We start from the raw sequence: 26,168 nt of genomic DNA, 5'->3' as shown, positions 1-26,168 counted from the left end.
AATTTCAGTAAGGAAAAATTTATGAAAACACCTTTTTTAACGCGTAGCATTATCATAGTGCGTTCTAATTTAAAAGGTTTGTTTTTTACTGCTTGTATAGTGATTTTTGCTATGCATCTTTCTAGCGTTCAAAGCATCAAGGACACTACTCATTTAGCAGCAACTGCCTTTGCCATCATTTTAGGGGTTTTGCTTTCTCCTTGGTTTTTTAAATACCAACATCATTTTCAAGCTGGAGTGCATTTTAGTGCGAAAAAGCTTTTAAGACTCGGCATTGTTTTGTATGGTTTTAATATCACTTTAACTGAACTTTTAAGCGTAGGATTGAAAGGATTTTTACTTTCTACCATAGTGATATTTTTCGTTTTTGTTATTGCTTTGTTCGTGGGAATGAAAATTTTTAAACTTGATAAAGAAACTTCTATGCTTGTTGGAGCTGGAAGTGCTATTTGTGGCGCTGCAGCAGTTTTGGCATTAGAGTCGAGTTTAAAAAGCAATCCTTTTAAAGGAATTTTAGCTGTGGGGAGTGTGGTAATTTTTGGGCTTGTATTTATGTTTTTATATCCTATAGCTTTTTCTTTCAATGCTTTTCCTTTTTTTGACCAAAATGCTATGGGGGTTTTTATGGGTGCTACTTTACATGAGGTGGCAAATGTCGCAGGTGCTACCGAAATGGCAAAAGATATGGTAGGATTTGAACAAGGTGCTTCTAATATTGCAGTGATTATAAAAATGATGAGAGTGATTTTATTGGTTCCATTTTTGCTTATAGTAACTTATTTTTTCGCTAAAAATCAGCATTCAAGCAGTGGAAAAACCGCAAAAAGTATCACTATACCTTATTTTGCTTTTGCCTTTTTGGGAATAATAGTTTTAAATACCTATTTGACTAGCAAGGAAAGCATTTTGGGTATAGCTACAAGTGATATTATTTCTTTAGGCAAAATGCTTTGTACCTTATGTATTGTTTTTGCTATGGCAGCTTTAGGCTTACAAGTTGATTTTAAAAAATTTTTAAAAAGTGGTTCTAGGGTATTTGGCTTGGCTTTTGTTTTAGGACTTGTTTTAATTTTTGGAGGGTATTTTCTAACTTTGGTATTTAAGGGCATACTTTGGTAATAAAAAGTATTTTTTGGAAAAATTTGTTCTTATTAATCAAGTTGAGAATATAATTGTCCTATTATTAAATTTCTATCAAAAAAGGATTAAAATGAGAAAAATTCTTGTAAGTATGTTAAGTTCTTGTTTATTGGCTTCGGTTTTAAGTGCTGTATCTTTTAAGGAAGATAGTATAAAGGTGTCTTTTGAAGGATATAAAACCAAAGATATGATAGGAACAAAAGGCGAATTCAAAAATGTGCAATATAAATTTTCTAAAAATACTAAAGATTTAGAAAGCTATCTTAAAGGTGCTAGAGCAGTTATTAAGCCAAGTAATGCTTTTATGGGTGAGGGTAATGATGTGATAACTCACAATGTTACAAAGGTATTTTTCCCAGCTTTACTAGGGGATACAGATATTAAAGTCCTTTTTAAGGATGTGGTAGCTGGGGATAATAAAGGAGTTATTTCAGCAAAAATCACTATGGATAAAAAAAGTGCTATCGTGCCTTTAACTTATGAGATAAAAGAGAATAAATTTGAAGCTAAGGGTCAGCTTGATTTACATACTTTTAAAAATGGCTCTAAAGCTTTAAAAGCTCTAAGCGATGCCGCGCCAGGACATGGCGGAATTTCTTGGCCTTTGGTGGATATTTTCATCAGTGCAGATGTTATTCAATAAATTTAAAGTAGTCCTAGGACTACTTTAAAACGCAATATTTCCTTAAACCTTCTTCAAAAATTTCATAGCCTTTTAAGCCTTCAAGTTCCTTGCGAATTTCACTCCCTTTCCATAAGATAAAAATAGTTTCTTCATTTTTTAGCTTTTTACAAATTTCAAGTAAGGGCTTGACATCCATCAAGGCTCTTGAAGTGATAATATCGGCTTTAAAGCTATTTTTGCAATTTTGAACTTTTTCTTTGTGGATATGCAAATTTGAAAGGGAGCATTCTATTTTTATAGTTCTTAAAAAGGCTGCTTTTTTAGGGTTGGGTTCAAAAAGATGAAAATCACTTTGAAGCAAAAAAGCCAAAAACACAGCAGGAAATCCCGCTCCACTTCCTATATCGGCAATATTTTTTGCCTTGGATAAATCATAAAAATCCAAAATTTTAATGCTATCGAGGATATTCTCATCTATGTTTTTTATATGGGTAAGGTTGTGAATGCGGTTAAATTTATGCAATAATTCTTTATAAATTTGAACCCTTGCTTCAAAATCTTTAAAATCATATTTTTGCAAAAAATTACAAGCTTGAAAAATCATTTATTTAAGATGTCCCATTTGGCTTTGTTTTATGTTTAAATACTCCATATTAAAGCGATTAGGCTGGATTAAAATCGGCACGCGTGTGATGATTTTTTCTTTGATGGACTCTAATTTTTCAGGGTTATTTGTAAGTAAATTGACCTTAGAAATTCCATAATGTTTAAGCATAAACTCAACAATCTCATAAGTTCTTTCATCGGCTTTAAAGCCTAGTTGGTGATTGGCTTTTATCGTGTCAAAACCCTTATCTTGCAGGGCATAAGCGTTGATTTTGTTAAAAAGCCCTATGCCACGACCTTCTTGCCTAAGATAAATGACCATTCCTTCATTTTTTTCTATGTATTTTAAGGAAAATTCAAGCTGTTCCCCACAATCGCATTTTAAACTCCCCAAAGCATCTCCTGTAAGGCATTCTGAGTGTATTCTTAAATTTAGCGTATCTTTTGGAGGGTTTTTAAATATACACAAATGCTCTTTATCGTTTTCTTTAAAACTTTGCACTTGGAAATTTCCCCATTTGCTAGGTAAATTCGCAATTTGTGAAATTTTTATTTTCATTTACTACTCTCTATAATCAAATTTATGTTAAGATTTTAGCAAAAAAAGGACAAGAAAATGTTTAAAAGATTTAGAAGATTAAGGCTTAATGATAATTTAAGAATTATGACAAGAGAGAATTCTTTAAGCATAAATGATTTGATTTATCCGCTTTTTGTAGTGAATGGCAAAGGGATAAAAAAAGAAATTTCTTCTATGCCCGGTGTGTTTCAAATGAGCTTAGATGAACTTCTAAAAGAATGCGAAAGCATAATGAATTTAGGCATTAAGGCTATCTTGCTTTTTGGCGTGCTTGAAAAGGAGAAAAAAGATAGCTGTGGGAGCGATGCCTTAGATGATGAAGGGCTTATTGCAAGAAGTATAAGGGAGCTTAAAGCAAAATTTCCTAAACTTTTTGTGATAAGTGATTTGTGTTTTTGCGAATACACAGACCACGGACATTGTGGGATTATCGATGTGAAAACAAAAAGTGTGCATAACGGTGCAACTTTGGAAATTTCAGCCAAACAAGCCCTAGTGCATGCAAGAGCAGGGGTGGATATGATAGCACCTAGCGGAATGATGGATGGTATTATAAGCACCTTACGCGAGGCTTTGGATAAAGAAGGTTTTGAAAATTTGCCTATTATGAGTTATTCGACTAAATTTGCTTCAAGTTATTACGGACCTTTTAGAGATGTAGCGGATTCAGCTCCAAGTTATGGGGATAGAAAAAGCTATCAAATGGACTTTGCTAATGGCAAGGAAGCCTTAGAAGAAAGCTTGGAAGATGAAGCACAAGGAGCGGATATTTTGATGGTAAAACCTGCTTTAGCCTATCTTGATGTGGTTAAGGAAATTGCCTTGCATTCGAATTTGCCTTTGTGTGTTTATAATGTAAGCGGGGAGTATGCTATGTTAAAAGCGGCACAGAGTGCTGGAGTGATTGACTATGAAAAAGTTTTGTATGAAACCATGATAGCTTTTAAAAGAGCAGGGGCAAAACTTATCATCACTTATCACGCAAAAGAACTGGCTAAAATGTTAAAAGGAGAAAAATGAGACATTTTTTAAGCTTAAGGGATTTTTCCAAAGAAGAAATTTTAAATCTCGTAAGTGATGCTGCCAAACTCAAAAAAGAGCCTAAAAAGCTTTTGCAGGATAAAACCTTAGCGATGATTTTTGAAAAAAATTCCACAAGAACAAGAATGGCTTTTGAGTTAGCTATAACTGAGCTTGGCGGGAAAGCTTTGTTTTTGAATGCAAATGATTTGCAGCTTAGTCGTGGTGAGCCTGTAAAGGATACAGCACGCGTGATTGGCTCTATGGTTGATTTTGTAATGATGAGAGTAAATAAACACGAAACTTTATTGGAATTTGCAAAATACTCAAAAGCTCCTGTTATCAATGCCTTAAGTGAGCTTTATCATCCTACGCAAATTTTAGGGGATTTGCTTACTATTAAAGAGTGGGACAAAATGCAAAAGGGTATAGCAAAAATTGCTTTTGTTGGCGATAGCAATAATATGTGTAATTCTTGGCTTATCGCAGCTGCGATTTTAGGCTATGAGCTGAGTATAGCTATACCAAAAGATTATAAAATCAACGCTGAAATTTGGGAATTTGCTATGAAACAAGCCTTGATTTCAGGAGCTAAAATTTCTTTAAGCCACGATAAATTTGAAGCCTTGAAAGGTAAAGATGTAATCATCACTGATACTTGGGTTTCTATGGGCGAAGAGAGTGAAAAAGAGCGTAAGATAAAAGACTTTGAAGGATTTATGATTGATGAAAAGGCTATGAGTGTGGCAAATGAAGCTGCGATTTTACTCCACTGCTTGCCAGCTTACAGGGCTTATGAAGTGAGCGAAGAGACTTTTGAAAAATATGCCGATGTGATTTTTGAAGAAGCTAGAAACCGACTTTATGTAGTCAAAGCCTTGCTTTGTTTTTTGGATAAGGGAAGAGAATGAAAGAACTTAAAAAATATAGTAATTGTTTAAAACGCATTGATGAATTTAGCCAGAATTTAGGTATGAAAAAAGAAGATAGAGCCATTTTTGAAATGAAACAAAGCCAAAACGAGAATGAAAAATGCTTAGTGCTTAAAAATGGCAGTTATAATTCCCCTGAGCCTTGGTTTATCGTAGATGAAAATGATGAAATTCACACTCTTGTGTCTTTAAATAGCCTTAAGAATATGTTAGAAAGTTTAAAACAAAGTCAAAAGGAAAATTTTGAATTAAGGCTTGAAAAAGCGATATATCAACAAATTCCCATTGATTTTAATGATGCGTGGATAGTGGCTATGGATGAGATTAAACGCAAGGCTCAAAATGGCGATATGGAAATCAACATTGACCTTGAAAAATTAGTCGCTGAGATTAAAAGAAAACATCCTAATTTATTCGTTGATATGCAAGCGATGGTTGAAAGGGTAAGAAATAATGAGAGATTATAAAGCTTTCGTAAAATACTCTAAAGCAGGACCTCGCTATACTTCTTATCCTACTGCGGTGGAATTTAATACAAATTTTAAATACGAAGAATATATAGAAATTTTAAAAAAACAAAATAAGCCTTTATCGCTTTATTTTCATTTGCCTTTTTGCAGGAGTGCTTGTTATTTTTGCGGTTGTAATGTCATTTATACTGCAAAAGAAGAAAGCAAGGAGAGGTATTTAACTTATATCTTCAAAGAGCTTGATATTTTAAGTTCTATTTTAGATACCAAACGAGAAGTGGTGCAAATACATTTTGGGGGTGGAACGCCTACTTTTTTTAATGCTAAACAGCTTGAGCGTTTGATTTTAAAAATCAAGTCTGTATTTAAAAATTTCTCTAAGGACGCTGAGCTTAGTTGTGAAATTGACCCGCGTTTTTTAAACGAAGAACAAGCTGAGGTTTTAACCCAAAATGGTTTTAATCGTATCAGCTTTGGGGTGCAAGATTTTGATGAAAGGGTTCAAAAAGAAATTCATCGTATCCAGCCTTTTGAACTGACAGAAAATGCCTTAAAGCTCATAAGAAGCAAAGGAATAAAGTCTGTAAATATGGACTTAATCTATGGTTTGCCTTATCAAAATTTACAAAGTTTTACGCAGACTTTAGAAAAAATCATACTTTTAAACCCCGATAGATTGGCGATTTTTAACTATGCTCATGTGCCTTGGCTTAAAAAAAATATGAGAAAATTTGATGAAAATACCCTGCCAAGTCCTGAGCTAAAGCTTGAAATTTTAGAATTTTGTGAGAAATTTCTAAGCCAAAAGGGCTATAAAATGATAGGAATGGACCATTTTGCAAAAGAAAATGATGAGCTTTTTAAGGCTTTAGAAAATGGCACTTTGCATAGAAATTTCCAAGGCTATACGACTAAAGGGGGTGCTGATTTAGTGGGTGTTGGACTTACGAGCATAGGAGAAGGGCAAAGACATTATGCGCAAAATTTCAAAGATATGCCAAGCTATGAAGCGGCACTGGATAAAGGAATTTTACCTTTTGAAAAAGGGGTAAAACTAAGCGAAGATGATGAGCTTAGAAAAGCTGTGATTATGGAATTGATGGCGAATTTTAAGCTTGATATTAAGCAAATAGAAAAAGATTTTTCTATCCATTTTAAAGAGTATTTTAAAGAAGATTTAAAAGCCTTAGAAGAATATAAAGACTTTGTCAATTTTGATGAAAATTTTATCAAGCTTAATGAAACGGGCGTCTTGCTTATAAGAAATATTGCTATGTGTTTTGATGCTTATATGAAAAATATCAGCGAAGATAAAAAAGTTTTTTCAAAAACGGTGTAAGATGAAATTTACTCAAATCAGTGATGCTTGTGTGAAATGTGGCAAGTGTATTCCCGTTTGCACCATACACGATATAAATCCCGATGAAAGCACAAGTCCTAGAGGGTTTTTAGACCTTTTAAGTGCTTATAAAGAAGGAAATTTGGAGCTTGATAAGGAAGCTAAGAAGGTTTTTGAGTCTTGTTTTTTATGCACAAATTGCGTTGAAGTTTGTCCAAGCAAGTTAAGAGTGGATAATGCCATAGAAGAGGTGCGTTACGATATAGCTAAGAAATTTGGCATAGCTTGGTATAAAAAGCTGATTTTTTTCTTTTTAAGAAGACGAAAAATTTTAGATTGGGTGGCAAAATTGGGCTATGTTTTTCAAAGCTGTGCCTTTAAAATTCAAAGCGAAAATGAAAACTCGGGCAAAAATGTTGGCAAGAATGTCGGCAAAAATGTCGGAATGAAAGCTAGATTTTCCATGCCTTTTGTAAAAAAAGGAAGATTGCTTACAAGTTTTAATAAAAAAAGTTTTTTAAATTCAAATCCTGATTTTATCCACAATGATGGAGAAAAAACCATAGGTTTTTTTGTGGGTTGTTTGGCTAATTATTTCTACACCGATACAGCCAATGCAGTGCTTAAAATCGCTAAGGAATTAAAAATCAATATAGATTTGATGGACAAGCAAGTGTGTTGTGGGGCTCCTCAGTTTTTTACAGGGGATTTTAAAAGCGTTGGAATTTTGGCTAAAAAAAACATAGAATATTTTGAGAAAAAGTTAAAAACCCTAGATGCCATCATAGTCCCTGAAGCTACTTGCTCGGCTATGCTAAAGATTGATTATGAACATTTTTTTGCTATGCAAGATGAGTTAGAATGGGCAAAGCGTGCAAAATGTGTATCGGCTAAAATTTATATGGCAAGTGAGTATTTTTATCATTTTACTCCCTTGAAAGAAATTTTAAAAACGAAGAAACAATTTAATTACAGCATTAGTTATCACGACCCTTGCCACGCAAGAAAAATGCAAGGAATTTTTAAAGAACCAAGAGAGCTTTTAAAAACGAATTATCATTTTGTTGAGTTAAGCGATTCTAATACTTGTTGCGGTTTTGGCGGGGTTAGTATGCAGATGGATTATTATGATAGAGCCTTGAGTGTGGGGCTTAAAAAGGCACAAATGATAGATGAAAGCAAAGCTTGTGTTGTAAGTGCTGAGTGCTCAGCTTGTAGAATGCAAATTTCAAATGCTTTAGAGCAAAATTCAAGCAAGGCTGTTTTTGCAAGTCCTTTGGAGCTTATAGCGAAGGCTTTGTGATGAAAATTGTATTTAAGGGCAAAAGTTCTGAATATGAAATTCAAAAATCACATTTTTGTGCTAATGCTTCTGTGATTAAAGATAAAATCAAAGAGCGTGATGGGGTCGATTTTATCACTTCAAATGTGAAAATTTTAGAATTTAGCGATGATAGTTTTACTTTTGAAGAAATTGCAAAACATTTTAACGATGACAATGAAGATATGATAGTTATCGAAGAATTTGACAAGAAATCAAACAAAGATAAGCAAAACCAAGAAGACAATAAAGAACATAATATCATAAAGTCCGAAGAAATAATACAAGAAAACATAAAGCAAACAAGTATGCAATTTAAAAATTTGAAATTTTTTTCAAGAATTTTTAAAAATGCGAATTTTCTTGCGGATTTTAGGGAGTATAAAGAAGAAAAGCTTGAAATGTCTAAGAAGGAAAAACTTGAAATTTTTCAAAAACTCGATGAAGAAATGCAGGAATTTAGTTTTGTTAAAATTGAAATTTTAAATTACGATTCAAACAATGACAGTCTAAGCTTTAATCTTGATATTTTTCCAAGTGGTATGAGCTATAAGTATGGAATTTTAAAGGGTGCTATGCATATTATTTTACAAGGAAAAACTTCGCATTCTATGCTTTTTCCCTTTTTAAAAAGTATGATTTATAAAAACAAAAGTGAAAATCCTTGTGAAAAGATTTTTATTTTAACTCTAAATCATAAGAAATATTTTAAGCTTGTTGTCAATTTTTCTTAGTTTTATTTTATCATATCTTCTATATTGGAGCGATTTTTTTCAATCAAAGAACGATTTTTTTGGGTGATTTCTTTAAGTTCAGCTATGTCTTCTTTCATTTTTTGAATGTTTTGGTTAAGCAATTTTAACTTTTTTTGATAACGCATAACGATAATAAGCATTGTAAATAAAAACACAATAATCAAAAAAATAAACGATAAAAATTCCATATTTTCCCTTTTTTGCAAAACTAAATTTAAAAATATTATCATTTAAATGCTTTAAAATATTTTAGTTTTTATCCTTGAGACTTAGATATAAATTTTCAAAAAGTAACAAAACAATATGCAAAAAAATAATTAAATTAAAAATTAATCAAAGATAACGATTGAATTGTATTTTTATGTTATATTTTAATCAATACCTAAAATAAGGATTTTAGTATATGGAAAAATCGCTTATGTTTCATTTTAGACGCATCGGTGTTGAATTTATCATCTTTAGCGTCTATGCGGTTTTTAGTATCTCGTGGGCAGCAACAGGTTCTTTAATGCCTTTGATTTCAAATGACCTTGCTTTAAATACTCAACAAGCTACTTTAATCACTAGTATGATAGTGTTTGCGAAAATTTTTGGAGCTTCATTTACTGCTTTTTTGGTTTATAAATTCGGATTAAAAAAGGGATATTTCTTAGGCTGTATTCTAATGAGTTCTGGTATATTTTTAAGTTTTGTGGATAGTTATATTGGTATTTTGATTATAAGATTTTTAACTGGGTTTGGTTCAGCTTGTGCTTTGGTTTGCTTGGTACCCATCGCACAACAATGGTTTGAAAAAAAGGCTTTGCATTTTATAATCAGCTTCAATACAACTTCGAATTTAGTAGGAATTACCTTGGGACTTGTTTTAGCTGAGAGTATTTCAAATTATTTTGGAAATTGGAGAGATTCTTTATCTTTTTATGCTTGGGTCAATTTAATTTTGTTGATTTTTTGGCTTTTTATAGGCAAAAACGAAAATAAAAAAGAAGAAAAAAGGAGCGACAACAAAGAAAAACTGATTTACGCTCTAAAATCTCGTGTAACTTGGGGTATGATTATCTTTTATATAGGACCTATTTTATTTTTAAATTCGCTTTTTACCTTTTTACCGACTTTTTACGCACAATACGCAGGGTTTAGTAAAGAGTTAGCCGATTTTACCAAAAAAGAAATTCCAGCTTTAGCGAATTTTGCTATTATTTTTGGTCCTTATCTTGGATTATTTTTTAAACGAAAAAATGTTTCTTTTAAAATAATGCTATTATCTGGAGGGGCGTGTATTTTTATATGTGGATTTTGTATGTTATTTTTGAAAAATTTAGCGTTGATACAAATTTTTGCTGTATTATCAGGTATTTTTTTCTCTATGTGGTTTCCATTTTTCTTTAATCTTCCTTCAGAATTAAAAAATTCAAATCCAAATCAAACTGCTTATATTATGAGTGTTTTTTGGAGTATTACTTTTGCTATACTATCGTTTAATTTGTGGATTGTATCTTGGAGTGTTGATAAAACTCAAAGCTTTACTTTGGGTTTTGTTTATATTTTTGCTTTGATTCTTATCTCAACAATCTTAGCACAATTTGTTTTACCTAAAAAGGAAAATTTTATACAAGGAGAAAAATAATGAATTTAATACCAGAAATCTTGGATTTACAAGATGAATTTAAAAAAATAAGACATCAAATCCATCAAAACCCTGAACTTGGTTTTGATGAGCTACAAACAGCAAAACTAGTTGCACAAAATTTACGCAAATTTGGCTATGAAGTGTATGAAGGAGTAGGAAAAACAGGAGTTGTCGGGGTTTTAAAAAAGGGAAGTGGTAATAAAAAAATAGGACTTCGTGCCGATATGGATGCTCTGCCTTTGCAAGAAATGACTGATTTAGCTTATAAAAGCAAAAAAGCTAATATTATGCACGCTTGCGGACACGATGGGCATACCACTTCTCTTTTACTTGCGGCAAAATACCTAGCTAAACAAGAATTTAATGGCACTTTAAATCTTTATTTTCAACCCGCTGAAGAAGGCTTGGGAGGTGCTAAGGCGATGATAGAAGAGGGATTGTTTGAAAAATTTAATAGCGATTATGTTTTTGGATGGCACAATATGCCTTTTGGGAGTGCTAAGAAATTCTATCTTAAAAAGGGTGCGATGATGGCTTCATCGGATTGCTATATTATAGAGCTTATGGGTAGGGGAGGACACGGAAGTGCGCCTGAAAAGACAAAGAACCCTATATATACAGCTTCTTTGCTTGTTATAGCCTTGCAGAGTATAGTTTCTTGCGATGTAAGCTCGCAAAATTCTGCTGTTGTAAGCATAGGTTCATTAAATGCTGGCGATGCTTTTAATATCATTCCTGATAATGCGACGCTTAAAATGAGTGTTAGAGCCTTAGATAACGAAACTAGGAAATTAATCGAAGAAAGGATTTATAAAATTTGCGAAGGCATAGCACAGGCTAATGATATAAAAATTCAAATCCACAAAAATGTTGTAGCACCTATAACGATGAATAACGATGAAGCAGTGGAATTTGCAAGCGAAGTGGCAAAAGAGCTTTTTGGCGAAGAAAATTGCGAATTTCATCATCGTCCTTTGATGGCAAGTGAGGATTTTGGCTTTTTTTGCGAAATGAAAAAGTGCGCTTATGCTTTTTTAGAGAATGAAAACGATATTTATCTGCACAGCTCTAATTATGTTTTTAATGATGAGCTTTTATCAAGGGCGGCTAGTTATTATGCAAGGTTGGCTTTGAAATATCTTAAGTAAAATTTAAAGTGCGTAAGGTCTATAACACTTTTAGCTTGGTTTAATTAAGAATTTCAAGCACAATTTCTTCCTTTAAATCTTTGATTTGAATTTCTTTGAGTTTTAGATTTAAAGGAAGATTTGCTAGAAGTTCTTTATTGTTTTGAGCTTTTATTTTGGCACTTATGGAGAGTAAAATTCCCCTGTAAGCCTTAGCAAAATGACTTACTACCTTGCCATTTTTTACAAATTTATAAGTATAAAATTTCTTTTTTGGGGTATAGAATTTATCGTAAAATCCCGCCCTTAAGTCAAGCACTTCTTCATCATTTAAATACTCATCTAAAGTCTTGCTAAAATGCTCTTTGTAAAATTTTTCTATGGCAAAATTTCCTATTTTAGCCCCTTGTTTGAATTTGTAAAAGGGTAGGGTATCACTTGCCCTTACTACGCCAAAAAGATTAGAAAATATTAAAGTGTTTTCTAGGATATAATTTTGACTTTCTTTATCCAAAGCTTTAAAATTAAGATATTCATAACTTACTCCACTATAAAGCCTTATGGCTTCTTGGGTGGGAGTTTGTTTTAAGTCGTGTTTAAATTTAGCTATTTCACCTTGCTTTTTTATACCAAAAAGTTCTTGCAAATCCTCTAAATTCGCATTTTTGATAAATTCTTCATAGTGCTTTAAAGCTTCTAATCTATAAGAAAATAATTCCTTGAAAATAAAGGAATTTTCATTCATAGGCTTTGCTTTGCAATTGTCGTTTTTGCTTTCGCTAGGAGAGAATAAAATTTTCATTTTAACCCAACCTTTTTGTTGATATTATGAAGACATTAAGGGCAAAGAATTTAATTCTGCTCTTAATGTTTTTTGAGATTTTTATCATTTTAAAATTTAAAATGATGCTCCACCCATTAGCATAGAAATCATAATAAATGGAAGTATAATTTTTAAAGCTTCTGTGGCATCTTGATTGTTGATGTTTAGTTTTTCTATGCTGTCAATTCCTTGTGTGCTGTAGTCGCTAACAGGGATATTTTTAAATTTTAAGTCAAGATTGAGTTTATAATCATCGCTTTGAGTGATACTATTTAAAATGCTTAAAGCTTTACCTAGTATTAAAGCTTGTTCTTCATTTTGCCCTTGAGCTTTTAGGCTCTCTAAATTTGCTTTAGCAAGTGCTATATAGTCATTAAACACCCCTTGCGTTTTAAGTGTTGCATTAAGCTTAAAATCATCTAAAACAATGTTTTTTTGAATTGTATTGCTGAAATTCGAAGCTTGTGTATCTGCCATAGCAAAAAATTCACTGATAGCTTGTTCATCCATAGCTAAAGTTTGGGTGTTAAATTTCACTCCTTGAGCGTCTAAAAAATTGAGCAAGTCTTCTTTTAAATTTAGATTTAAAATTGTATCAAAATTTAATTTTTCACTATAAAGCTTTATGTTAAGATTATCTACGTAGTTATTTTCTTTTTTATTGACGGAATTTTCAATGGATAGGGTGTAAAAATCTAAACCCAGTTCGTTGATAAAAGAACGTATTTTTGAATCTTGTTCAGCTAAGCTTGCGTTGATGTCGCTAGCAACTTTTTCTCCAAGCTGTAAATTTTCAAAAACTAAGCTTGTTTGTATGTTTTTTTGATTTTTGAAAAGACTATTGTAGTATTCTTTAACCCCGATTGTCCCTTTGTCTTCGCCTTGATAGACTTCATTGGAGCGGATTTTGATGTTTTTTGCTTTAAATAGCTCTTGATATTCGCCTTCGTTGTCTTTGGCAAGGGTCTTAAAATTAGGACTTAAGCACACGATAAATTCCTTATCCCCGCTACATTTAAAATCAGAAAATTCAACCTTTATCCCAGAATTTTCGCCAAGATTTGAAAGCTCTTGTTTGATGGTTTGGTTGAGTTGGCTTTCGTATTTTTGTATAGTTTTTTCATCTATGGACTTTGTGCAAGCTGAAAACAAAATAGCCATTCCTATAGAAAGAAAAATGCTTTTTTTCATATTTTTTCTCCTTAAAAATTTATAAGTGGGAATTATATCTTTTTTTACTTAAAAATAAAAGGTGTAGTAAAATATTAAAATGATTTACATTTTTACACAAAAAAGAAATTTTTTATTTTAAATTTGAGTGTAATATTCATAATTTTAAGTATAATTAGCCTTGCAATGATTTTTGTTGCGATAGCCTATTTTTCAAAGAAAGGAAAGAAATGAAAAAAATACTTTTAAGTGTTTTGACAGCTTTTGTTGCAGTAGTTTTGGCTGCTTGCGGGGGAAATACAGACTCTAAAGCTTTAAATTCTCTTGAGCAAATCAAGCAAAATGGAGTTGTTAGAATAGGGGTTTTTGGTGATAAACCGCCTTTTGGTTATGTGGATGAAAAGGGTGTAAATCAAGGCTATGACATCGTTTTAGCCAAACGCATAGCTAAAGAACTCTTAGGCGATGAAAACAAGGTGCAATTTGTCCTTGTCGAAGCGGCAAATAGGGTTGAGTTTTTAAAATCCAATAAGGTCGATATTATTTTGGCTAATTTTACCCAAACTCCTCAAAGAGCTGAGCAGGTTGATTTTTGCTTACCTTATATGAAGGTTGCTTTAGGTGTGGCTGTTCCAAAAGATAGTAGCATTGCTAGTGTAGAGGATTTGAAAGATAAAACCTTGCTTTTAAACAAAGGCACCACAGCCGATGCGTATTTTACGCAAAATTATCCTGAGATTAAAAGTTTAAAATATGACCAAAACACCGAGACCTTTGCCGCTTTGATAGATAAAAGAGGCGATGCCTTAAGTCATGATAATACCTTGCTTTTTGCTTGGGTGAAAGACCATCCTGATTTTAAAGTGTCTATTAAGGAATTAGGCAATCAAGATGTTATCGCTCCTGCTGTTAAAAAAGGGGATAAAGAGCTTAAGGAATTTATCGATAATTTAATTGTTGAGCTAGGCAAAGAGCAGTTTTTTCACAAGGCTTATGATGAAACTTTAAAGGCGCATTTTGGCGATGATATTAGGGCAGATGATGTCGTAATCGAAGGCGGAAAAATTTAAAAAGGGCTTTTTGCCCTTTTATTTAGGATGAAATATGCAAAAAAAATACAAAAATATTATTTATGCTTCTTTAGGTGGAATTTTAGAATTTTATGACTTCGTGCTTTTTGCCTTTTTCTTGGATATTTTCGCTAAGGTCTTTTTTCCGCCAAATGACGCTTTTTGGATGCAAATTAATGCTTATATAGCCTTTGGTGCTGCTTATTTGGCGCGTCCTTTTGGTTCTATGTTTATGGCACATTTTGCAGACAGATACGGACGAAAAAATATTTTTTATATCTCTATGCTTTTGATGGTTGTGCCTAGTTTTGCTTTGGCTTTTTTGCCAAGCTATGAAAGCATAGGGATAGGGGCTACTTTGATTTTATTTTTTATTCGAATTTTGCAGGGCTTGGCTATTGGCACTGAGGTAAGCGGGGCTTGGATTTATGTAAGTGAATTTGTTAAAGGGCGTCAAATTCCTTTAGCACTTGGTTTTATTTCAGCGACCCTAACCATAGGTTTATTACTAGGAAATCTTGCTACTTTAGGCGTAAGAACTTATTTTTCACAAGAAGAAGTTTTAGAGTATGCTTGGAGAATTCCTTTTATCATAGGTGGATTTTTTGGAATTTTGGCTTTATTTTTAAGAAATAAACTCAGCGAAACTCCAGAATTTATAAAAGTGCAAAATGAAAAGAAAATTTTAAACTTTCCTTTAATTGAAGCTTTAAAAACGCACAAAATGAGTATGCTTGTTTGTTTTTTAATGACTACGGTTTTAACAAGTGGCGTAGCGACTTTGATGATTTTGCCAAAGTATTTTGGGGAGCTTTTAGCTATGAGTAAAACTTCTGCTTTATGGGTGCAAAATTTTGCTATTTTAGCGGTAATTTTTGGGGCTTTATTTCAGGGCTTTTTGGCAAGCAAATGGGGGAGTTATAGAATTTGTTCTATTTTTAGCATAGCTTTTATGCTCTTTGGAATGCTTTTTAGCTTTTATGATGAGAATTTTTTATTTTATTTTTTACTCGCTTGTTTTTCTCAAGGTATCATCACTTTTGCTCCTGTTTTTATGACGCAAATTTTTAAGAGTGAGCTTAAATTTAGCGGACTTAGTTTTGCTTACAATATTTCTTATGCGATTTTAGGCTTTTTAACTCCTTTTATAGTGAATGCTTTTTATAAAGAGTATTTAGGTGTTTATCTTGGAGTAGTGGGGCTTTGCTCCTTGCTTTGCGTTCTTTTGTTAAAACGCGTTTTTGCAAGAAGCAAGGTAAAAGAATTAAGCGTTGTCTTTTAAAACTTCAAAGACAACTCTTGATATTTTTTCCACTGAGGCGATTTCACAATGCTCATCAGTTGAGTGGGGATTGTGGATATTAGGTCCTATGGAAGCACATAAAAGTTCTTGTTTTTTCTCTATGATACCGCATTCAAGCCCTGCGTGAATAGCCGAAACTTTAGCATTAGGCGATACTTTTTTAAGGGACGCAAAAATCATATCGCTTAGTGCGTTGGGTTTGCCTTCCCAAGGCGGATAAAAATTAAAACTTCTTGCTTGAAAATCAAAAGCCTTGAAAAATTCTAAGGTCTCAAATTCTATTTGTTTTAAACCTTCAAGTAAGTTTGACCTTGCAAAAAGTGCGAATTTGATTTGTTTATCTTGCATTCTTAGAGTAGCTAAGTTGATGCTAGTTTGCACTATGCCTAGCTTTTCATCGTAAGCTCTTACTCCGTGAGCGAAAGAATTTATAAGGCTTAAAAGTTTTTGACTTTGTTTGCAAATTTCAACTTCTTTCTCGCCTTGAAATTCGCATTTTATCCACTCATTACTTTTAACTTCGTTTTTAAAATGCACTAAAGCCGTAGCGTGTTTGGGTATGGAATTTATTCTTTCTCCACCTTCAAAAGAAATGATTTCTCCTTCGTTTTCTTGTATAAACTTAGCCATTTCTTTAATGGAGCTTTTTTCGTTGCGTATGATATTTATGCCTGAGTGTCCGCCCTTAAAATTTTGTGCGTCAAGCTTGTAAATTTTGCCCTTAGTTTTGAAGGTGTTAAAGCTTAAACTAGCTTCTATATCCACTCCCCCTGCACAGCCTATCATAATTTCATTATCGCTTTCGTGGTCTAAATTTAAGAGCATTTTGGCTTCTAGGGTGTGTTCTAGCGAATTTACCCCCATAAGTCCCACCTCTTCATCATTTGTAAAGAGGCATTCTAAATTTTCAAATTCAGCCATAGCACTCATCATAAGGGCTACTCCTATGCCATTATCCGCTCCAAGACTTGAATTTTTAGCTCTTAAAAAGCCCTTTTCTTCATAAACTTCTAGCTTGGGTGCATCGCCCATACAAACCATATCATAATGACTTTGTAAGCAAATTTTTGGTTTGCCTTTAATAGCGTGGATATTTCCTGCCTTGTCTATGCTTACCTTAAAGCCCTTATCTTTAGCATAAGAGCTTAAAAAATCCTTCATTTGCTCTGTTTCATAGCTACAATGAGGAATTTTGCATAATTGTTTAAAATTTTCTATAACATTTTGCATTTTATCTCCTTTGTTTTGATAAAATTATGGCATATTTTTTAAAATTTAAAGGCAAAATGATTAAAAAATGAGAATAAATTATAAGAAATTGTTTAATTTAAGAAAATTATTAAGCGACCCTAAAAAGCTTTTTGCTGTGTTGATTTTTGCCCTTGTGCTTGTTTTTATTCAAAACTATATTGCTCAAAATTCTAGTTTTGAAGGAAAAGTAATTAGGGTTATTGATGGAGATACTATAGAGGTCAATCATAAAAACAAACTCACTAGAATAAGATTTTTTGGTATAGACGCACCCGAGCTTAAGCAAAGTTTTGGAAAACAATCCAAAGAAGCCTTAAGCCGAATTTTAAACGACAAGCAGGTTCAAATTATCTATAAAAATAAAGATACTTATGGTAGAATTGTGGCGATTGTTAAGCTTGATGATATTGATATAAATTGGTTTTTGGTAAGTAAAGGCTATGCTTGGGCTAACACTTATTATAGCGATGCTTATATCAAAGAGCAAGAAAATGCTAAAAAAAATAGACTAGGTTTTTGGAAAGAGAATAATCCCATAGAGCCTTATAAATGGCGAAAACATAATAAATTCTAAGGAAAAATATGAAAAAATATACCTTAATGATATTACTAGCTTTAGGAATTTCTGGATGTTTTGTAAATGAAAGAGGGATTTCAAATCGTTTTTATGACGATTGCAAAGAGTATTATGATGGGAGTGGAACTTATCATAAGGATTGCCCAAAAAATTGGGTGGATATTAAAATGACTCCTTAGGCTATTTTCCACCCGCAGAAGTCATTAAAGCGGCTGCTACAGCTTCGGGATTATTTACTCTAAGGCCTTGTTCTTGATTTTCTGCAGGTTTAGCTGTGTTAAGTGGCGGACGTTTGAGTTTAAATATGTGTTCGTCCGTGCTAACAACTTGTATGGTTCCTTCAAACATTTTGATTTCTTTTACGTGTCCGACTACTTTAACATCTCTTTTTTTGGAAGTTTCATCAAAGAGTGCGTGGGCTTCAAGCTCTAAAACATCGCCTAATTTAAGCGGAGCGTAAAAAAAACATTTTGTTCCTATTGTGACTGAAAATTCTTTATTGATTGCCGCTTGTGCTACGTGATTTGCCGCAGCAAAAATAAAAGCATCAAAAATCAATCCTTGCTCATCAACTACCATTTCACTTGTGGTAATTAAAACGGATTTGGCATAATTTTTATCAATTTCTATAATAGTCCCTGCAAGGGAGGTGTTTAATTCAGGACAAGTGAGCAATTCTGCTCTAACACGAGATATATCTTCTGCAGACGCATATTCTTCAAGTTGCACATATTCTTCAAAATTATCTTTTTTTGCCATATCTAACCTTTTAAATTCATCTACTTTCAAAATATCTAAAATGCAAAATCGGCAAAAAAGAAAAAGAATTTATATACCAAGACGCACATAAATTCTTTTGGGTGCTTCATAACCCTCGATAGTAAGGTTTTCGTTAGCAGGATTTAAAAAATTTTCCAAAGAAAAAGAGTCTATCCACTGGGTTTTTCTTTGTTCATTTGTATCTGTTTTTCTTGTGGCTAAAATTTGAAATTCTTTAAATCCAGCCCTTTCACACCAATTTTTTAAAGCACTAACGCTAGGAATAAAATAAATATTTGGAATTTTAGAATAAGTTTTATTTGGCACTAAAGCGATTTCTCTTTTATCTTCTATATACATAGAGTCTAAAAAAACAACTCCTTTTTCATTAAGTCCTGCTTTTAAAGCTTTTAACATTTTTATAGGGTCGCTTCTGTGGTAAATCACACCAAGACAAAAAATCACATCAAATTTCAAAGCGTAATCAGGTAGGCTTTCTACGCCTAAGAGTTCATATTTTATAGGAGTTTTAGCTAAGGCATTGATAAGTTCAAATTGTAAGCGGTATTTGATAGAAGGGTCAAACCCTATGAGCGTTGCGGGGTGAAATTCAAGCATTTTAAACATATAATAGCCATTATTGCAGCCTACATCTGCGACACATTTTTGAGAAATTTCACTGATGAAGGGTCTTAAAATATCAAATTTAATAAAACTCTGCCATTCAGCATCGATAAAAAGCTCATCTATTTGAAAAGGACCTTTTCTCCAAGGTTTTAATTCTTTTGCTAGGCTTAAAATTTCATCTTTGGCTTGAGAATTTGTAATTAAATCGACACTCTGGCTTAAAGAAAAATTGCAAGGGATATTGAGTTTTTTTAGTTCTTGAATTTTAGCATATAAATGATGATTTAAAAATTGTTTTTCGAGTAAATTGACTTGCATTTTTATCCTTGAAATTTGCTTTTTGTGGCAAAATTATAACATTAAAACCTTAGCAAAGCCAAAGACTTGTTATCTGTTTTTTTGGATGTAAGCCCACTGCGGACTTACACAATTTTAAAATTTATAGAAGGCTTGAAAACGAGCCACTGAGACATTAGCATTCTCGGTTTTTCTATCTACATTAAGATTAGCATAGAAGGCCGAGAAGGTAAGTTTAGGCGAGTAATTATAAGTAGCTGTTAATCTATACTCATATTTTTTACCTCCTTGACCGATGAGAGCAACTTCTTGTGCTACACCATTTTCTACCTTGTAGGTTTTAAAGGCTTCCTTTCTTTCATAGAGAGTGCCACCATAAATAAATTCAGCTCCTAAACGCAATTTTTTAGGTAGATAAAAGCTATAACCCCCTGTAAGATAGCCGAAGGTGTTTCTTCCTATATCTCCATTTAGTCTAGAACCATTGGTATAGAGTATATTATAGCCTGCTGGTATATTAAGATTTCCTTGGTCTTCTATGATGGTAAAAGTTTTTTCCTTGCTATCTCCATATCGCACCACTCCGGCTCCTGCGTCCCAAGCTTCATAAGTTAAGCTTCCATCAAGTTGGAAAAAATTGCCATTTTTAAAGCCTTGTCTTTGTTTTGCAAAGCTATCTACGCTATTTCCTAGATAAGTTCCTGTCAAAACATAGCTTACATTTTCACTTAAATCAAGTTCATAAGATAAAATTCCTGCATACAAAGTCGCTCTATCGGGTAAATATCCTAGCCAAAACTGGGGATTAAGCTTACCTCCACCTGCCACTTCATAAGAGCCTAGTGCCGATGCGGCGTAAAAATTTTTTCTTGCTATCCAGCTACCCACATCGCTTTGCACGTCAGAGCCATAATCGCCATAAACGACTTGATTGTTAAAAGTTCCCTGACTAAGCCCCGTTGCACCCCAAGCTACACTATCAAAGATATAGCTATTGAGAGTAAGTCCTTCTATGCTAGTATTAGAAGCTATCACGCCTGTGCCTATAAGTCCGCCATAAAAGTCCTTAGCAAGACCTGATTTATACCAACTAGGACTTACCCAAATCGTATCGACATACTGCCTACCCATTTTTACCTGAGTCGCATCCGCATCGTAGGTAAGGTAAATTTGCTTTAAAGCAAAGCTTTTGCCTGTATTGGTTTGAGAATTGTTTCCGTAACCATAGGTTCCATCTGAGTATTCAAAATGCACCGTAGCCTTGAAATTATCGGCTATATTACCCCTAGCACCTATACCCGTTCTCCAGTGATGATACTGATTTACTTCAGGTGAAGCTATGCCACCCCAATACTGGATTTTTCTATTTTCGTTACCACCTTTATTATCTCCATCGCCAAAATAATAGCGATATCTCATAATACCACCCACTTCTATATCTTTGATTGCTTCATCAAGAGAAGCAGCGTTTAGATTTGTAACACAAGGTAAAATTACCAACGCACATAAGCTTAATCTAAATTTTTTCATAAGTGTTCTCCTTTTTTACTTCTTAAAAATATTAAAAATTGTAGATTAGTGAGCTTTAAGCTTGTTTTAAATCCACTTTTTTAACAAAATTACGTTCAAAATCCTTCTAAATAGTCTCTACAATCGTTTTTTTTTTTTTTTTTTTTTTTGATATTTTTTTAAAAACTTGTTTAAAGTTCCATAAAATAGTATTTTGAGTAAAAAAATATTTTTTAGTGTAAAATTTGGTAAAAAATTTAAAAAATGAGTATTAAAGTAACATTTTTTGTAAAAATTCTCTAAAATTTGTTTATATTTGCTGAATGTTTTGCTTGTATTTATGATTATTTTTTTGAAATTTTTAGTTTATTTTTAAAAAAGAATTTGCTTAGTTCCCATCTTTTTTAAAGAAAATTTATTAGCTCTACTTAAGATATGCTTTGCTGTCTTTTCTTATATTTTTGGATTTTATTTTCATTATTATCCGATTTTTTTAACTTCTTATTTATTTTTAAGATAAACTGAGAATTTTATCTAAAATACTATAAAGCTGGAAATTTAAGAGAATAAGTTGTAATTTTGCTTTAAGTTTTTTTAGTTAGAATATGATTTTTATTATCAAAATGTTGCTTGAATTTAACGCGTTATTTTACTGATTTTGTTGGATTTAGCTTTAAAACAGAAAAAGCTAAAGCCCACTAAGCCATAAAGATGCTCTAAATTTTAGCAAAGACAAATCACATTAAAGGATACAAGATGGACATTTTCAAAAGGTATTTTTCAAAGCTCTTGTTAGCATTCTTGCTTCTGCCTAGCCTTGTTTTGGCTAAAGAAGTTCTTATTAAGGATGTGCTAGATAGGGAAGTGAAGCTAAATTTACCCGCTAAACGCATAGTGTTAGGCTTTTATTACACAGATTATTTAGCTGTGGGCGGGGTTAAAGCACTAGATAATGTCGTGGGCTTTTCTAAGGCGGTTTGGACCGATTGGACTCCTAGTAGCTGGGAAGTTTATAGCAAAGCGGTGCCGAAGCTAAATGAGTTAGCCGATGTAGGCGAGGTGGAAGTAGGGACATTTTCTGTGGAAAAGGTGCTTTCTTTAAAGCCTGACTTGCTTATTTTGGCAGCTTGGCAGTATCAGGTTTTGGAATTTGACCTTGAGCCTTTAGTGGAAGCGGGTATTCCTATTGTTGTTTTGGATTACAATAGAGAAAGTGTTCCCCTTCATATCAAAAGCACACAAATTCTAGGGCAAATCACAGGGCAGGAAAAAAGAGCCGATGAGCTAGTGAGCTTTTATAAGGGTATAGCTGATGAAGTGAGTGCTAGAATAGCCAAAGCAAAACTACCTAAGCCTAAAATTTACATAGAATTTGGCAATAAGGGTCCTAATGAAACGGGCTTTACTTATGGTAAAGATATGTGGGGGTCTTTGATTGATTTAGCAGGAGGCGAGAATATAGCCGCACCCTTTGTCAAGCAGTGGGCACCTATAAACCCTGAGCAAGTCATAGCCTCAAAGCCTGATGTTATAATGATAGCCGGACGCGAAACGGAGTTAAAGAAAAACAAAGAAGCTATGGTAATGGGCATACACATAGAACAAAGCGAAGCTTTAAGAAGGCTTGAAGCCTATAAAAAACGCCCGGGCTGGAGTGATTTGCCTGCTATTAAAGAAGATAGACTTTATGGACTTTATATGGGAGCTTCACGCACTCTAGCTGATGCGGCTATGATACAATATATTGCAAAAGCTTTATATCCTACTCTTTTTGAGGATATTAAGCCTATTCAAACCTATATAGATTTTCATAAAAAATATTTGCCTATTGTTCCTGATGGCACCTTTGGAATTAGGGCAGAATGAGAATTTTTAAGCTTTTTATTTTGCTAAGTGGATTGAAAGGCTGGTGATGCAAGATAAGATTGAACAAAGCTTAAAAGAGCATAGAAAAAGAGAGCTTAAAAGGCTTTATATCATTCTAGCTTTTTTAGTTATAGCCTTTGTATCCTTAGTTTTTGACATAGCCACAGGTCCTTCTTTGCTTTCGCCCAAAGAAGTGGTAAATGCCCTTTTATCGCCACTTTTTGACTTAGAAGTGGATAAAACCCACTTAGCTATCATTTATGATTTAAGATTGCCTATGGCTTTAATGGCTTTGGTTGTAGGGGCTGCTTTGGGTATAGGTGGGGCTGAAATTCAAACCCTGCTTAATAATCCTATGGCAAGTCCTTATACTCTAGGATTAGCAGCGGCTAGTGGCTTTGGAGCGTCCTTAGTTATAGCCTTTGGTAGCTTTGGATTGCCCTTGATGGTGGCTGTGCCTATTGGAGCCTTTTTGATGACTATGTTAGCAGCTTGTGTGCTTTTTGGCTTTGCGAGTTTAAAGAATTTTGGTTCGGCTATGCTTGTATTAGTGGGTATAGCCTTGCTTTTTTTATTTCAATCTTTCTTATCCTTAGTCCAATACCTTTCCGCTCCTGAAATTTCTCAGCAAATTTTATTTTGGCTTTTTGGTTCCTTGCTAAAATCAAGCTGGACTAATCTACCCATAGTCAGCTTAGTAACGCTAATTTGTGTGCTTTTTTTGCTTAAAGACAGCTGGGCTTTGACCGCTTTAAAGCTTGGCGAATCAAGGGCTAGGAGTATGGGGATAAATTTAAGCTTTTTGCGTTTTAAAACTCTAGTTTTAGTCTCTATAATGACAGCTACTGCGATTAGCTTTGTGGGCGTGATAGGCTTTATAGGGCTTGTGGCTCCTCATATAGCCAGAATGTTGGTAGGAGAAGATCAGAGATTTTTTTTGCCTAGTGCGATGTTTGTAGGTGCTGCTTTTTTATCCATAGCATCCGTGCTTTCTAAAATCATTATACCCGGAGCCTTATTTCCTGTGGGGATTATCACTTCTTTAGTGGGCGTGCCTTTTTTCTTTTGGATTATTTTTTCTAGGAAAAATTATGCTAAGACTTAAGCAATTTAGCGTCTATCGTAAGGATTTTTGTGTCGTAGATGGCATTGATTTGGAATTTGAGCGGGGTAGGGTCTATGCTATTTTAGGAGCTAATGGAGCGGGTAAGTCTTCTTTGCTTGGTGCTATATTTAGTGAGCTTGGCTTTAAAGGAGTGCTTGAGTTAGATGGGCAAGTGATTAAAAATTTCAGCCTTTGGAAAAAGAGCATAGGCTATATGCCTCAGGATAATTTTATCGAGGCGAGTTTAAGTGCTTTGGAAGTGGTTTTGCTAGGGCTTATGGATAGGCTTGGGATATATTTAAGCGATGAGCAAATTAAAAATGCGGCTAGCATTATGCAAGAGCTTGGCATTTTACACCTAAGCAGCAGGGATATTAGCACACTTTCAGGCGGACAAAGGCAGATGGTAAATTTTGCTTCTGTGCTGATTAAAAAACCCCAAATTTTGCTTTTAGATGAGCCTGTTTCGGCTCTTGATTTACACCATCAATGTATTTTGCTTGAAAAGGTCAGGCAATATACTCAAAAGCAAAATTTACTAACGATTATGATTTTACACGATTTATCCCTAGCGGCACAATTTTGCGATGAGCTTGTGATTTTGCACGAAGCTAAGATTAGGGCTAAAGGGGGTCCTAAAAGGGTATTGAATAAGGATTTGATTAAGGAGGTGTATAGGATAAATGCGGATATTTTTTATTGTGAGCGGGGGCTTCCTTGTGTCTTAGCCAAATCCGCTTACAAAGATTTACTTTAAAGGAGAAAAGATGAAAAAAATATTAAAATTAGTGCTTTTAGCCTTGCTTGTAAGCAGTGCGTGGGCTAAGGATTATGAGGTTAAAATGCTTGATATGGACGCAAAGGGTCAAACTATGGTTTTTGAACCGGCTGTTTTACATATAGAAGTGGGCGATAGTGTTACTTTTGTGCCTACACACAAAAGTCATTGGGCTAAGAGTGTGTTAGTGCCTGAGGGTGCGGCAAAATTTGAAAGCAAACTTGATGAAAAAGCGACTTTTAAATTTGACACGGAAGGGGTTTATATTTATGAGTGTCCCCCGCATCGCATTATGAGTATGGTGGGTATCATACAGGTGGGCAAGGCGGTCAATAAGGCTAAAATCGATGAAGCTGTGCCAAAGCTAGAACGCAGAGCCTTAAGCAATCAAGGGCGTTTGAGTGAATATGCCAAGCAAATTCACTAAGCTTTTTATCGCAACTTGCAAGGACTATCCTAATGCCAATAAAGCTTTAGAACATTTAAAAGAGCTTTTGCTAAAAAGGGGCTTAGAGTGCGAATTTGTAATATGGCAGGAGCTTTTTGCTAAGGATATGGATAAAGCCTTGATTTTGCCCTTAGCCGTGTGGGATTATGCCTTGCATTATGAAAAATTTAAGCAATTTTTAGGGGAATTTAGCTTTACCACTCCTGCTAGTGTGCTTTTGAAAAATAGCAAAAAAGATTATCTTTTTGAGCTTGAACGCTTTAATTTGCCTATTATTCCTAGTGTTTTGCTTGAGAATTTTAAGGCAAACGCACATTCTTTTAAAAAGCCCATCATCAAGCCTTTGGTGGGGCAAAGTGGCAGGGGAGTGAGATTTTTAGATGATAGGGCTATTGGGGCGGATGAATTTCCACAAGGTGCCATAATCCAGCCTTTTATAGCTAGTATTTATGAATTAGGCGAACTTTGTCTTGTATTTTTTGAAAAGCACTTCCAATACGCGGTGCATAGAAGGGTGCAAAAAGATTGGAGGGCTAATTCAAATTATGGGGTGCAAACAGCTCTTTTTAAGGATGTAAAAGAGCAGTGGATAGAACTAGCCTTAAGGGCTTTAGAAGTGTTTAGTCCCCAGCCTTTGCTCTATGCTAGGGTGGATATACTGCCCCAAAAAGATGGGAGCATTTTTATCAATGAAGTCGAACTTATAGAACCTAGTTTGTATTTGAATCTTTGCTTAAATGCCAGTGAGAATTTCGCAAAAAGGCTGATTGAGAGCTATTTTTAGAATGGATTTAAGAAGATTTGTTGGAATATGTTTTTAAACACCTTTAAGATATTTTAGCAATGTTAGTGAAAATGATTTTATATCCGTCATCATAAGTAAAGTGTGCTTAGTGTAACGCTCTTTGGAGTTTTATACCCTTTTGATTTATATTTTGCTAAAATTACTCTATATTAATTAAAGGTTAAGTATGAAATTTCAAACTCTAAATGAAAAAGAATTTTTAAATCCTTATTACCGCAAAAAGCCTATTTTGGAT

28 protein-coding genes are annotated in these 26,168 nt (G+C 33.6%); 19 read left to right on the top strand and 9 right to left on the bottom strand.

Annotated elements, in window-relative coordinates:
* Window positions 1-21 precede the first annotated feature (21 nt).
* Both ACLL8X_RS00140 and ACLL8X_RS00135 read left to right on the top strand, forming a co-directional pair.
* On the top strand, window positions 22-1,119 hold the full coding sequence (locus ACLL8X_RS00140; protein ID WP_411988934.1) for a YeiH family protein: 1,098 nt from the start codon (window positions 22-24) through the stop codon (window positions 1,117-1,119).
* A gap of 91 nt (window positions 1,120-1,210) precedes the next feature.
* A complete protein-coding gene (locus ACLL8X_RS00135; protein ID WP_411988933.1) occupies window positions 1,211-1,783 on the top strand; it encodes a hypothetical protein in 573 nt (190 codons plus the stop codon).
* Window positions 1,784-1,802: 19 nt separating this feature from the next.
* Here the strand turns inward: ACLL8X_RS00135 and rsmG are convergent, their stop codons facing one another.
* Window positions 1,803-2,369, bottom strand: a complete 567-nt coding sequence (gene rsmG / locus ACLL8X_RS00130) for a 16S rRNA (guanine(527)-N(7))-methyltransferase RsmG (protein ID WP_411988932.1) — start codon at window positions 2,367-2,369, stop codon at window positions 1,803-1,805.
* The gene (ribA, locus tag ACLL8X_RS00125) at window positions 2,370-2,930 is read right to left on the bottom strand and encodes a GTP cyclohydrolase II (RefSeq protein WP_411988931.1); all 561 of its coding nucleotides are present in this window, start codon (window positions 2,928-2,930) and stop codon (window positions 2,370-2,372) included. It abuts the gene before it with no gap.
* A gap of 57 nt (window positions 2,931-2,987) precedes the next feature.
* Here ribA and hemB point away from each other — a divergent pair, with 57 nt between their 5' ends.
* From hemB to ACLL8X_RS00095, 6 genes are read left to right on the top strand one after another with little or no spacing between them, the layout of a single operon-like run.
* A complete protein-coding gene (gene hemB, locus ACLL8X_RS00120; protein WP_411988930.1) occupies window positions 2,988-3,971 on the top strand; it encodes a porphobilinogen synthase in 984 nt (327 codons plus the stop codon).
* Window positions 3,968-4,882: an ornithine carbamoyltransferase gene (gene argF / locus ACLL8X_RS00115; RefSeq protein WP_411988929.1), complete on the top strand. Its 915-nt coding sequence runs from the start codon at window positions 3,968-3,970 to the stop codon at window positions 4,880-4,882. Before hemB ends, argF begins: the two co-directional genes overlap by 4 nt.
* On the top strand, window positions 4,879-5,370 hold the full coding sequence (locus ACLL8X_RS00110) for a DUF2603 domain-containing protein (RefSeq protein ID WP_411988928.1): 492 nt from the start codon (window positions 4,879-4,881) through the stop codon (window positions 5,368-5,370). The genes argF and ACLL8X_RS00110 overlap by 4 nt, the downstream gene beginning before the upstream one ends.
* Window positions 5,357-6,712 (top strand): oxygen-independent coproporphyrinogen III oxidase, encoded by a 1,356-nt coding sequence (gene hemN / locus ACLL8X_RS00105; RefSeq protein ID WP_411988927.1) that lies wholly within the window; start codon window positions 5,357-5,359, stop codon window positions 6,710-6,712. Before ACLL8X_RS00110 ends, hemN begins: the two co-directional genes overlap by 14 nt.
* Window position 6,713: 1 nt before the next feature.
* Window positions 6,714-8,015, top strand: coding sequence for a (Fe-S)-binding protein (locus tag ACLL8X_RS00100; RefSeq protein ID WP_411988926.1), 1,302 nt, complete (start codon window positions 6,714-6,716; stop codon window positions 8,013-8,015).
* Complete coding sequence (locus tag ACLL8X_RS00095) at window positions 8,015-8,767, top strand: DUF5416 family protein (protein WP_411988925.1); 753 nt, start codon at window positions 8,015-8,017, stop codon at window positions 8,765-8,767. Before ACLL8X_RS00100 ends, ACLL8X_RS00095 begins: the two co-directional genes overlap by 1 nt.
* Window positions 8,768-8,769: 2 nt before the next feature.
* Here the strand turns inward: ACLL8X_RS00095 and ACLL8X_RS00090 are convergent, their stop codons facing one another.
* Window positions 8,770-8,976, bottom strand: coding sequence for a hypothetical protein (locus ACLL8X_RS00090; RefSeq protein WP_411989217.1), 207 nt, complete (start codon window positions 8,974-8,976; stop codon window positions 8,770-8,772).
* 215 nt (window positions 8,977-9,191) lie between these two features.
* Here ACLL8X_RS00090 and ACLL8X_RS00085 point away from each other — a divergent pair, with 215 nt between their 5' ends.
* Window positions 9,192-10,415, top strand: a complete 1,224-nt coding sequence (locus tag ACLL8X_RS00085) for an MFS transporter (RefSeq protein ID WP_411988924.1) — start codon at window positions 9,192-9,194, stop codon at window positions 10,413-10,415.
* A complete protein-coding gene (locus ACLL8X_RS00080; RefSeq protein ID WP_411988923.1) occupies window positions 10,415-11,566 on the top strand; it encodes a M20 aminoacylase family protein in 1,152 nt (383 codons plus the stop codon). Before ACLL8X_RS00085 ends, ACLL8X_RS00080 begins: the two co-directional genes overlap by 1 nt.
* Before the next feature lie 40 nt (window positions 11,567-11,606).
* Here the strand turns inward: ACLL8X_RS00080 and ACLL8X_RS00075 are convergent, their stop codons facing one another.
* Both ACLL8X_RS00075 and ACLL8X_RS00070 read right to left on the bottom strand, forming a co-directional pair.
* Window positions 11,607-12,347, bottom strand: coding sequence for a YaaA family protein (locus tag ACLL8X_RS00075; protein WP_411988922.1), 741 nt, complete (start codon window positions 12,345-12,347; stop codon window positions 11,607-11,609).
* 96 nt (window positions 12,348-12,443) lie between these two features.
* Window positions 12,444-13,559 carry a JlpA family lipoprotein adhesin gene (locus ACLL8X_RS00070; RefSeq protein ID WP_411988921.1) on the bottom strand — a complete coding sequence of 372 codons (1,116 nt, stop codon included), beginning with the start codon at window positions 13,557-13,559 and terminating at the stop codon, window positions 12,444-12,446.
* A 209-nt stretch (window positions 13,560-13,768) separates the two neighbouring features.
* Between ACLL8X_RS00070 and ACLL8X_RS00065 the strand changes: the two genes are divergently transcribed.
* Both ACLL8X_RS00065 and ACLL8X_RS00060 read left to right on the top strand, forming a co-directional pair.
* Window positions 13,769-14,608 (top strand): cysteine ABC transporter substrate-binding protein, encoded by an 840-nt coding sequence (locus tag ACLL8X_RS00065; protein ID WP_411988920.1) that lies wholly within the window; start codon window positions 13,769-13,771, stop codon window positions 14,606-14,608.
* 34 nt (window positions 14,609-14,642) lie between these two features.
* On the top strand, window positions 14,643-15,890 hold the full coding sequence (locus tag ACLL8X_RS00060; RefSeq protein ID WP_411988919.1) for an MFS transporter: 1,248 nt from the start codon (window positions 14,643-14,645) through the stop codon (window positions 15,888-15,890).
* Here the strand turns inward: ACLL8X_RS00060 and ACLL8X_RS00055 are convergent.
* Window positions 15,873-17,141, bottom strand: coding sequence for a M20/M25/M40 family metallo-hydrolase (locus tag ACLL8X_RS00055; RefSeq protein ID WP_411988918.1), 1,269 nt, complete (start codon window positions 17,139-17,141; stop codon window positions 15,873-15,875). The two genes, ACLL8X_RS00060 and ACLL8X_RS00055, sit on opposite strands and share 18 nt — an antisense overlap.
* A gap of 67 nt (window positions 17,142-17,208) precedes the next feature.
* On the opposite strand from ACLL8X_RS00055, the gene ACLL8X_RS00050 reads away from it, so the two are divergent.
* A complete protein-coding gene (locus ACLL8X_RS00050) occupies window positions 17,209-17,736 on the top strand; it encodes a thermonuclease family protein (RefSeq protein ID WP_411988917.1) in 528 nt (175 codons plus the stop codon).
* Between the two features lie 8 nt (window positions 17,737-17,744).
* The gene (locus ACLL8X_RS00045) at window positions 17,745-17,918 is read left to right on the top strand and encodes a hypothetical protein (RefSeq protein WP_002855981.1); all 174 of its coding nucleotides are present in this window, start codon (window positions 17,745-17,747) and stop codon (window positions 17,916-17,918) included.
* Between the two features lies 1 nt (window position 17,919).
* On the opposite strand, the gene ACLL8X_RS00040 is transcribed toward ACLL8X_RS00045, so the two are convergent.
* The 3 genes from ACLL8X_RS00040 to ACLL8X_RS00030 all read right to left on the bottom strand — a co-directional run bounded on the left by ACLL8X_RS00040 (window position 17,920) and on the right by ACLL8X_RS00030 (window position 20,952).
* Window positions 17,920-18,498 (bottom strand): hypothetical protein, encoded by a 579-nt coding sequence (locus ACLL8X_RS00040; protein ID WP_411988916.1) that lies wholly within the window; start codon window positions 18,496-18,498, stop codon window positions 17,920-17,922.
* A 69-nt stretch (window positions 18,499-18,567) separates the two neighbouring features.
* Window positions 18,568-19,458 carry a tRNA 5-methoxyuridine(34)/uridine 5-oxyacetic acid(34) synthase CmoB gene (cmoB, locus tag ACLL8X_RS00035; protein WP_411989216.1) on the bottom strand — a complete coding sequence of 297 codons (891 nt, stop codon included), beginning with the start codon at window positions 19,456-19,458 and terminating at the stop codon, window positions 18,568-18,570.
* A gap of 99 nt (window positions 19,459-19,557) precedes the next feature.
* The gene (locus ACLL8X_RS00030; RefSeq protein ID WP_411988915.1) at window positions 19,558-20,952 is read right to left on the bottom strand and encodes a major outer membrane protein; all 1,395 of its coding nucleotides are present in this window, start codon (window positions 20,950-20,952) and stop codon (window positions 19,558-19,560) included.
* 735 nt (window positions 20,953-21,687) lie between these two features.
* Between ACLL8X_RS00030 and ACLL8X_RS00025 the strand changes: the two genes are divergently transcribed.
* From ACLL8X_RS00025 to ACLL8X_RS00005, 5 genes are read left to right on the top strand one after another with little or no spacing between them, the layout of a single operon-like run.
* Window positions 21,688-22,797, top strand: coding sequence for an ABC transporter substrate-binding protein (locus ACLL8X_RS00025; protein WP_411988914.1), 1,110 nt, complete (start codon window positions 21,688-21,690; stop codon window positions 22,795-22,797).
* 46 nt (window positions 22,798-22,843) lie between these two features.
* On the top strand, window positions 22,844-23,902 hold the full coding sequence (locus tag ACLL8X_RS00020) for a FecCD family ABC transporter permease (RefSeq protein WP_411988913.1): 1,059 nt from the start codon (window positions 22,844-22,846) through the stop codon (window positions 23,900-23,902).
* Window positions 23,889-24,659, top strand: a complete 771-nt coding sequence (locus ACLL8X_RS00015; RefSeq protein WP_411988912.1) for an ABC transporter ATP-binding protein — start codon at window positions 23,889-23,891, stop codon at window positions 24,657-24,659. Before ACLL8X_RS00020 ends, ACLL8X_RS00015 begins: the two co-directional genes overlap by 14 nt.
* Before the next feature lie 10 nt (window positions 24,660-24,669).
* Window positions 24,670-25,107 carry a pseudoazurin gene (locus tag ACLL8X_RS00010; RefSeq protein ID WP_411988911.1) on the top strand — a complete coding sequence of 146 codons (438 nt, stop codon included), beginning with the start codon at window positions 24,670-24,672 and terminating at the stop codon, window positions 25,105-25,107.
* Window positions 25,088-25,912 carry an ATP-grasp domain-containing protein gene (locus ACLL8X_RS00005; RefSeq protein WP_489671743.1) on the top strand — a complete coding sequence of 275 codons (825 nt, stop codon included), beginning with the start codon at window positions 25,088-25,090 and terminating at the stop codon, window positions 25,910-25,912. Before ACLL8X_RS00010 ends, ACLL8X_RS00005 begins: the two co-directional genes overlap by 20 nt.
* Window positions 25,913-26,168 lie beyond the last annotated feature (256 nt).

The organism is Campylobacter parajejuni (genome assembly GCF_046764905.1).
Classification (GTDB): domain Bacteria; phylum Campylobacterota; class Campylobacteria; order Campylobacterales; family Campylobacteraceae; genus Campylobacter_D.
The sequence above is the reverse complement of the archived record's forward strand: the minus strand, read 5'-3'. Positions and strand labels throughout refer to the sequence as shown.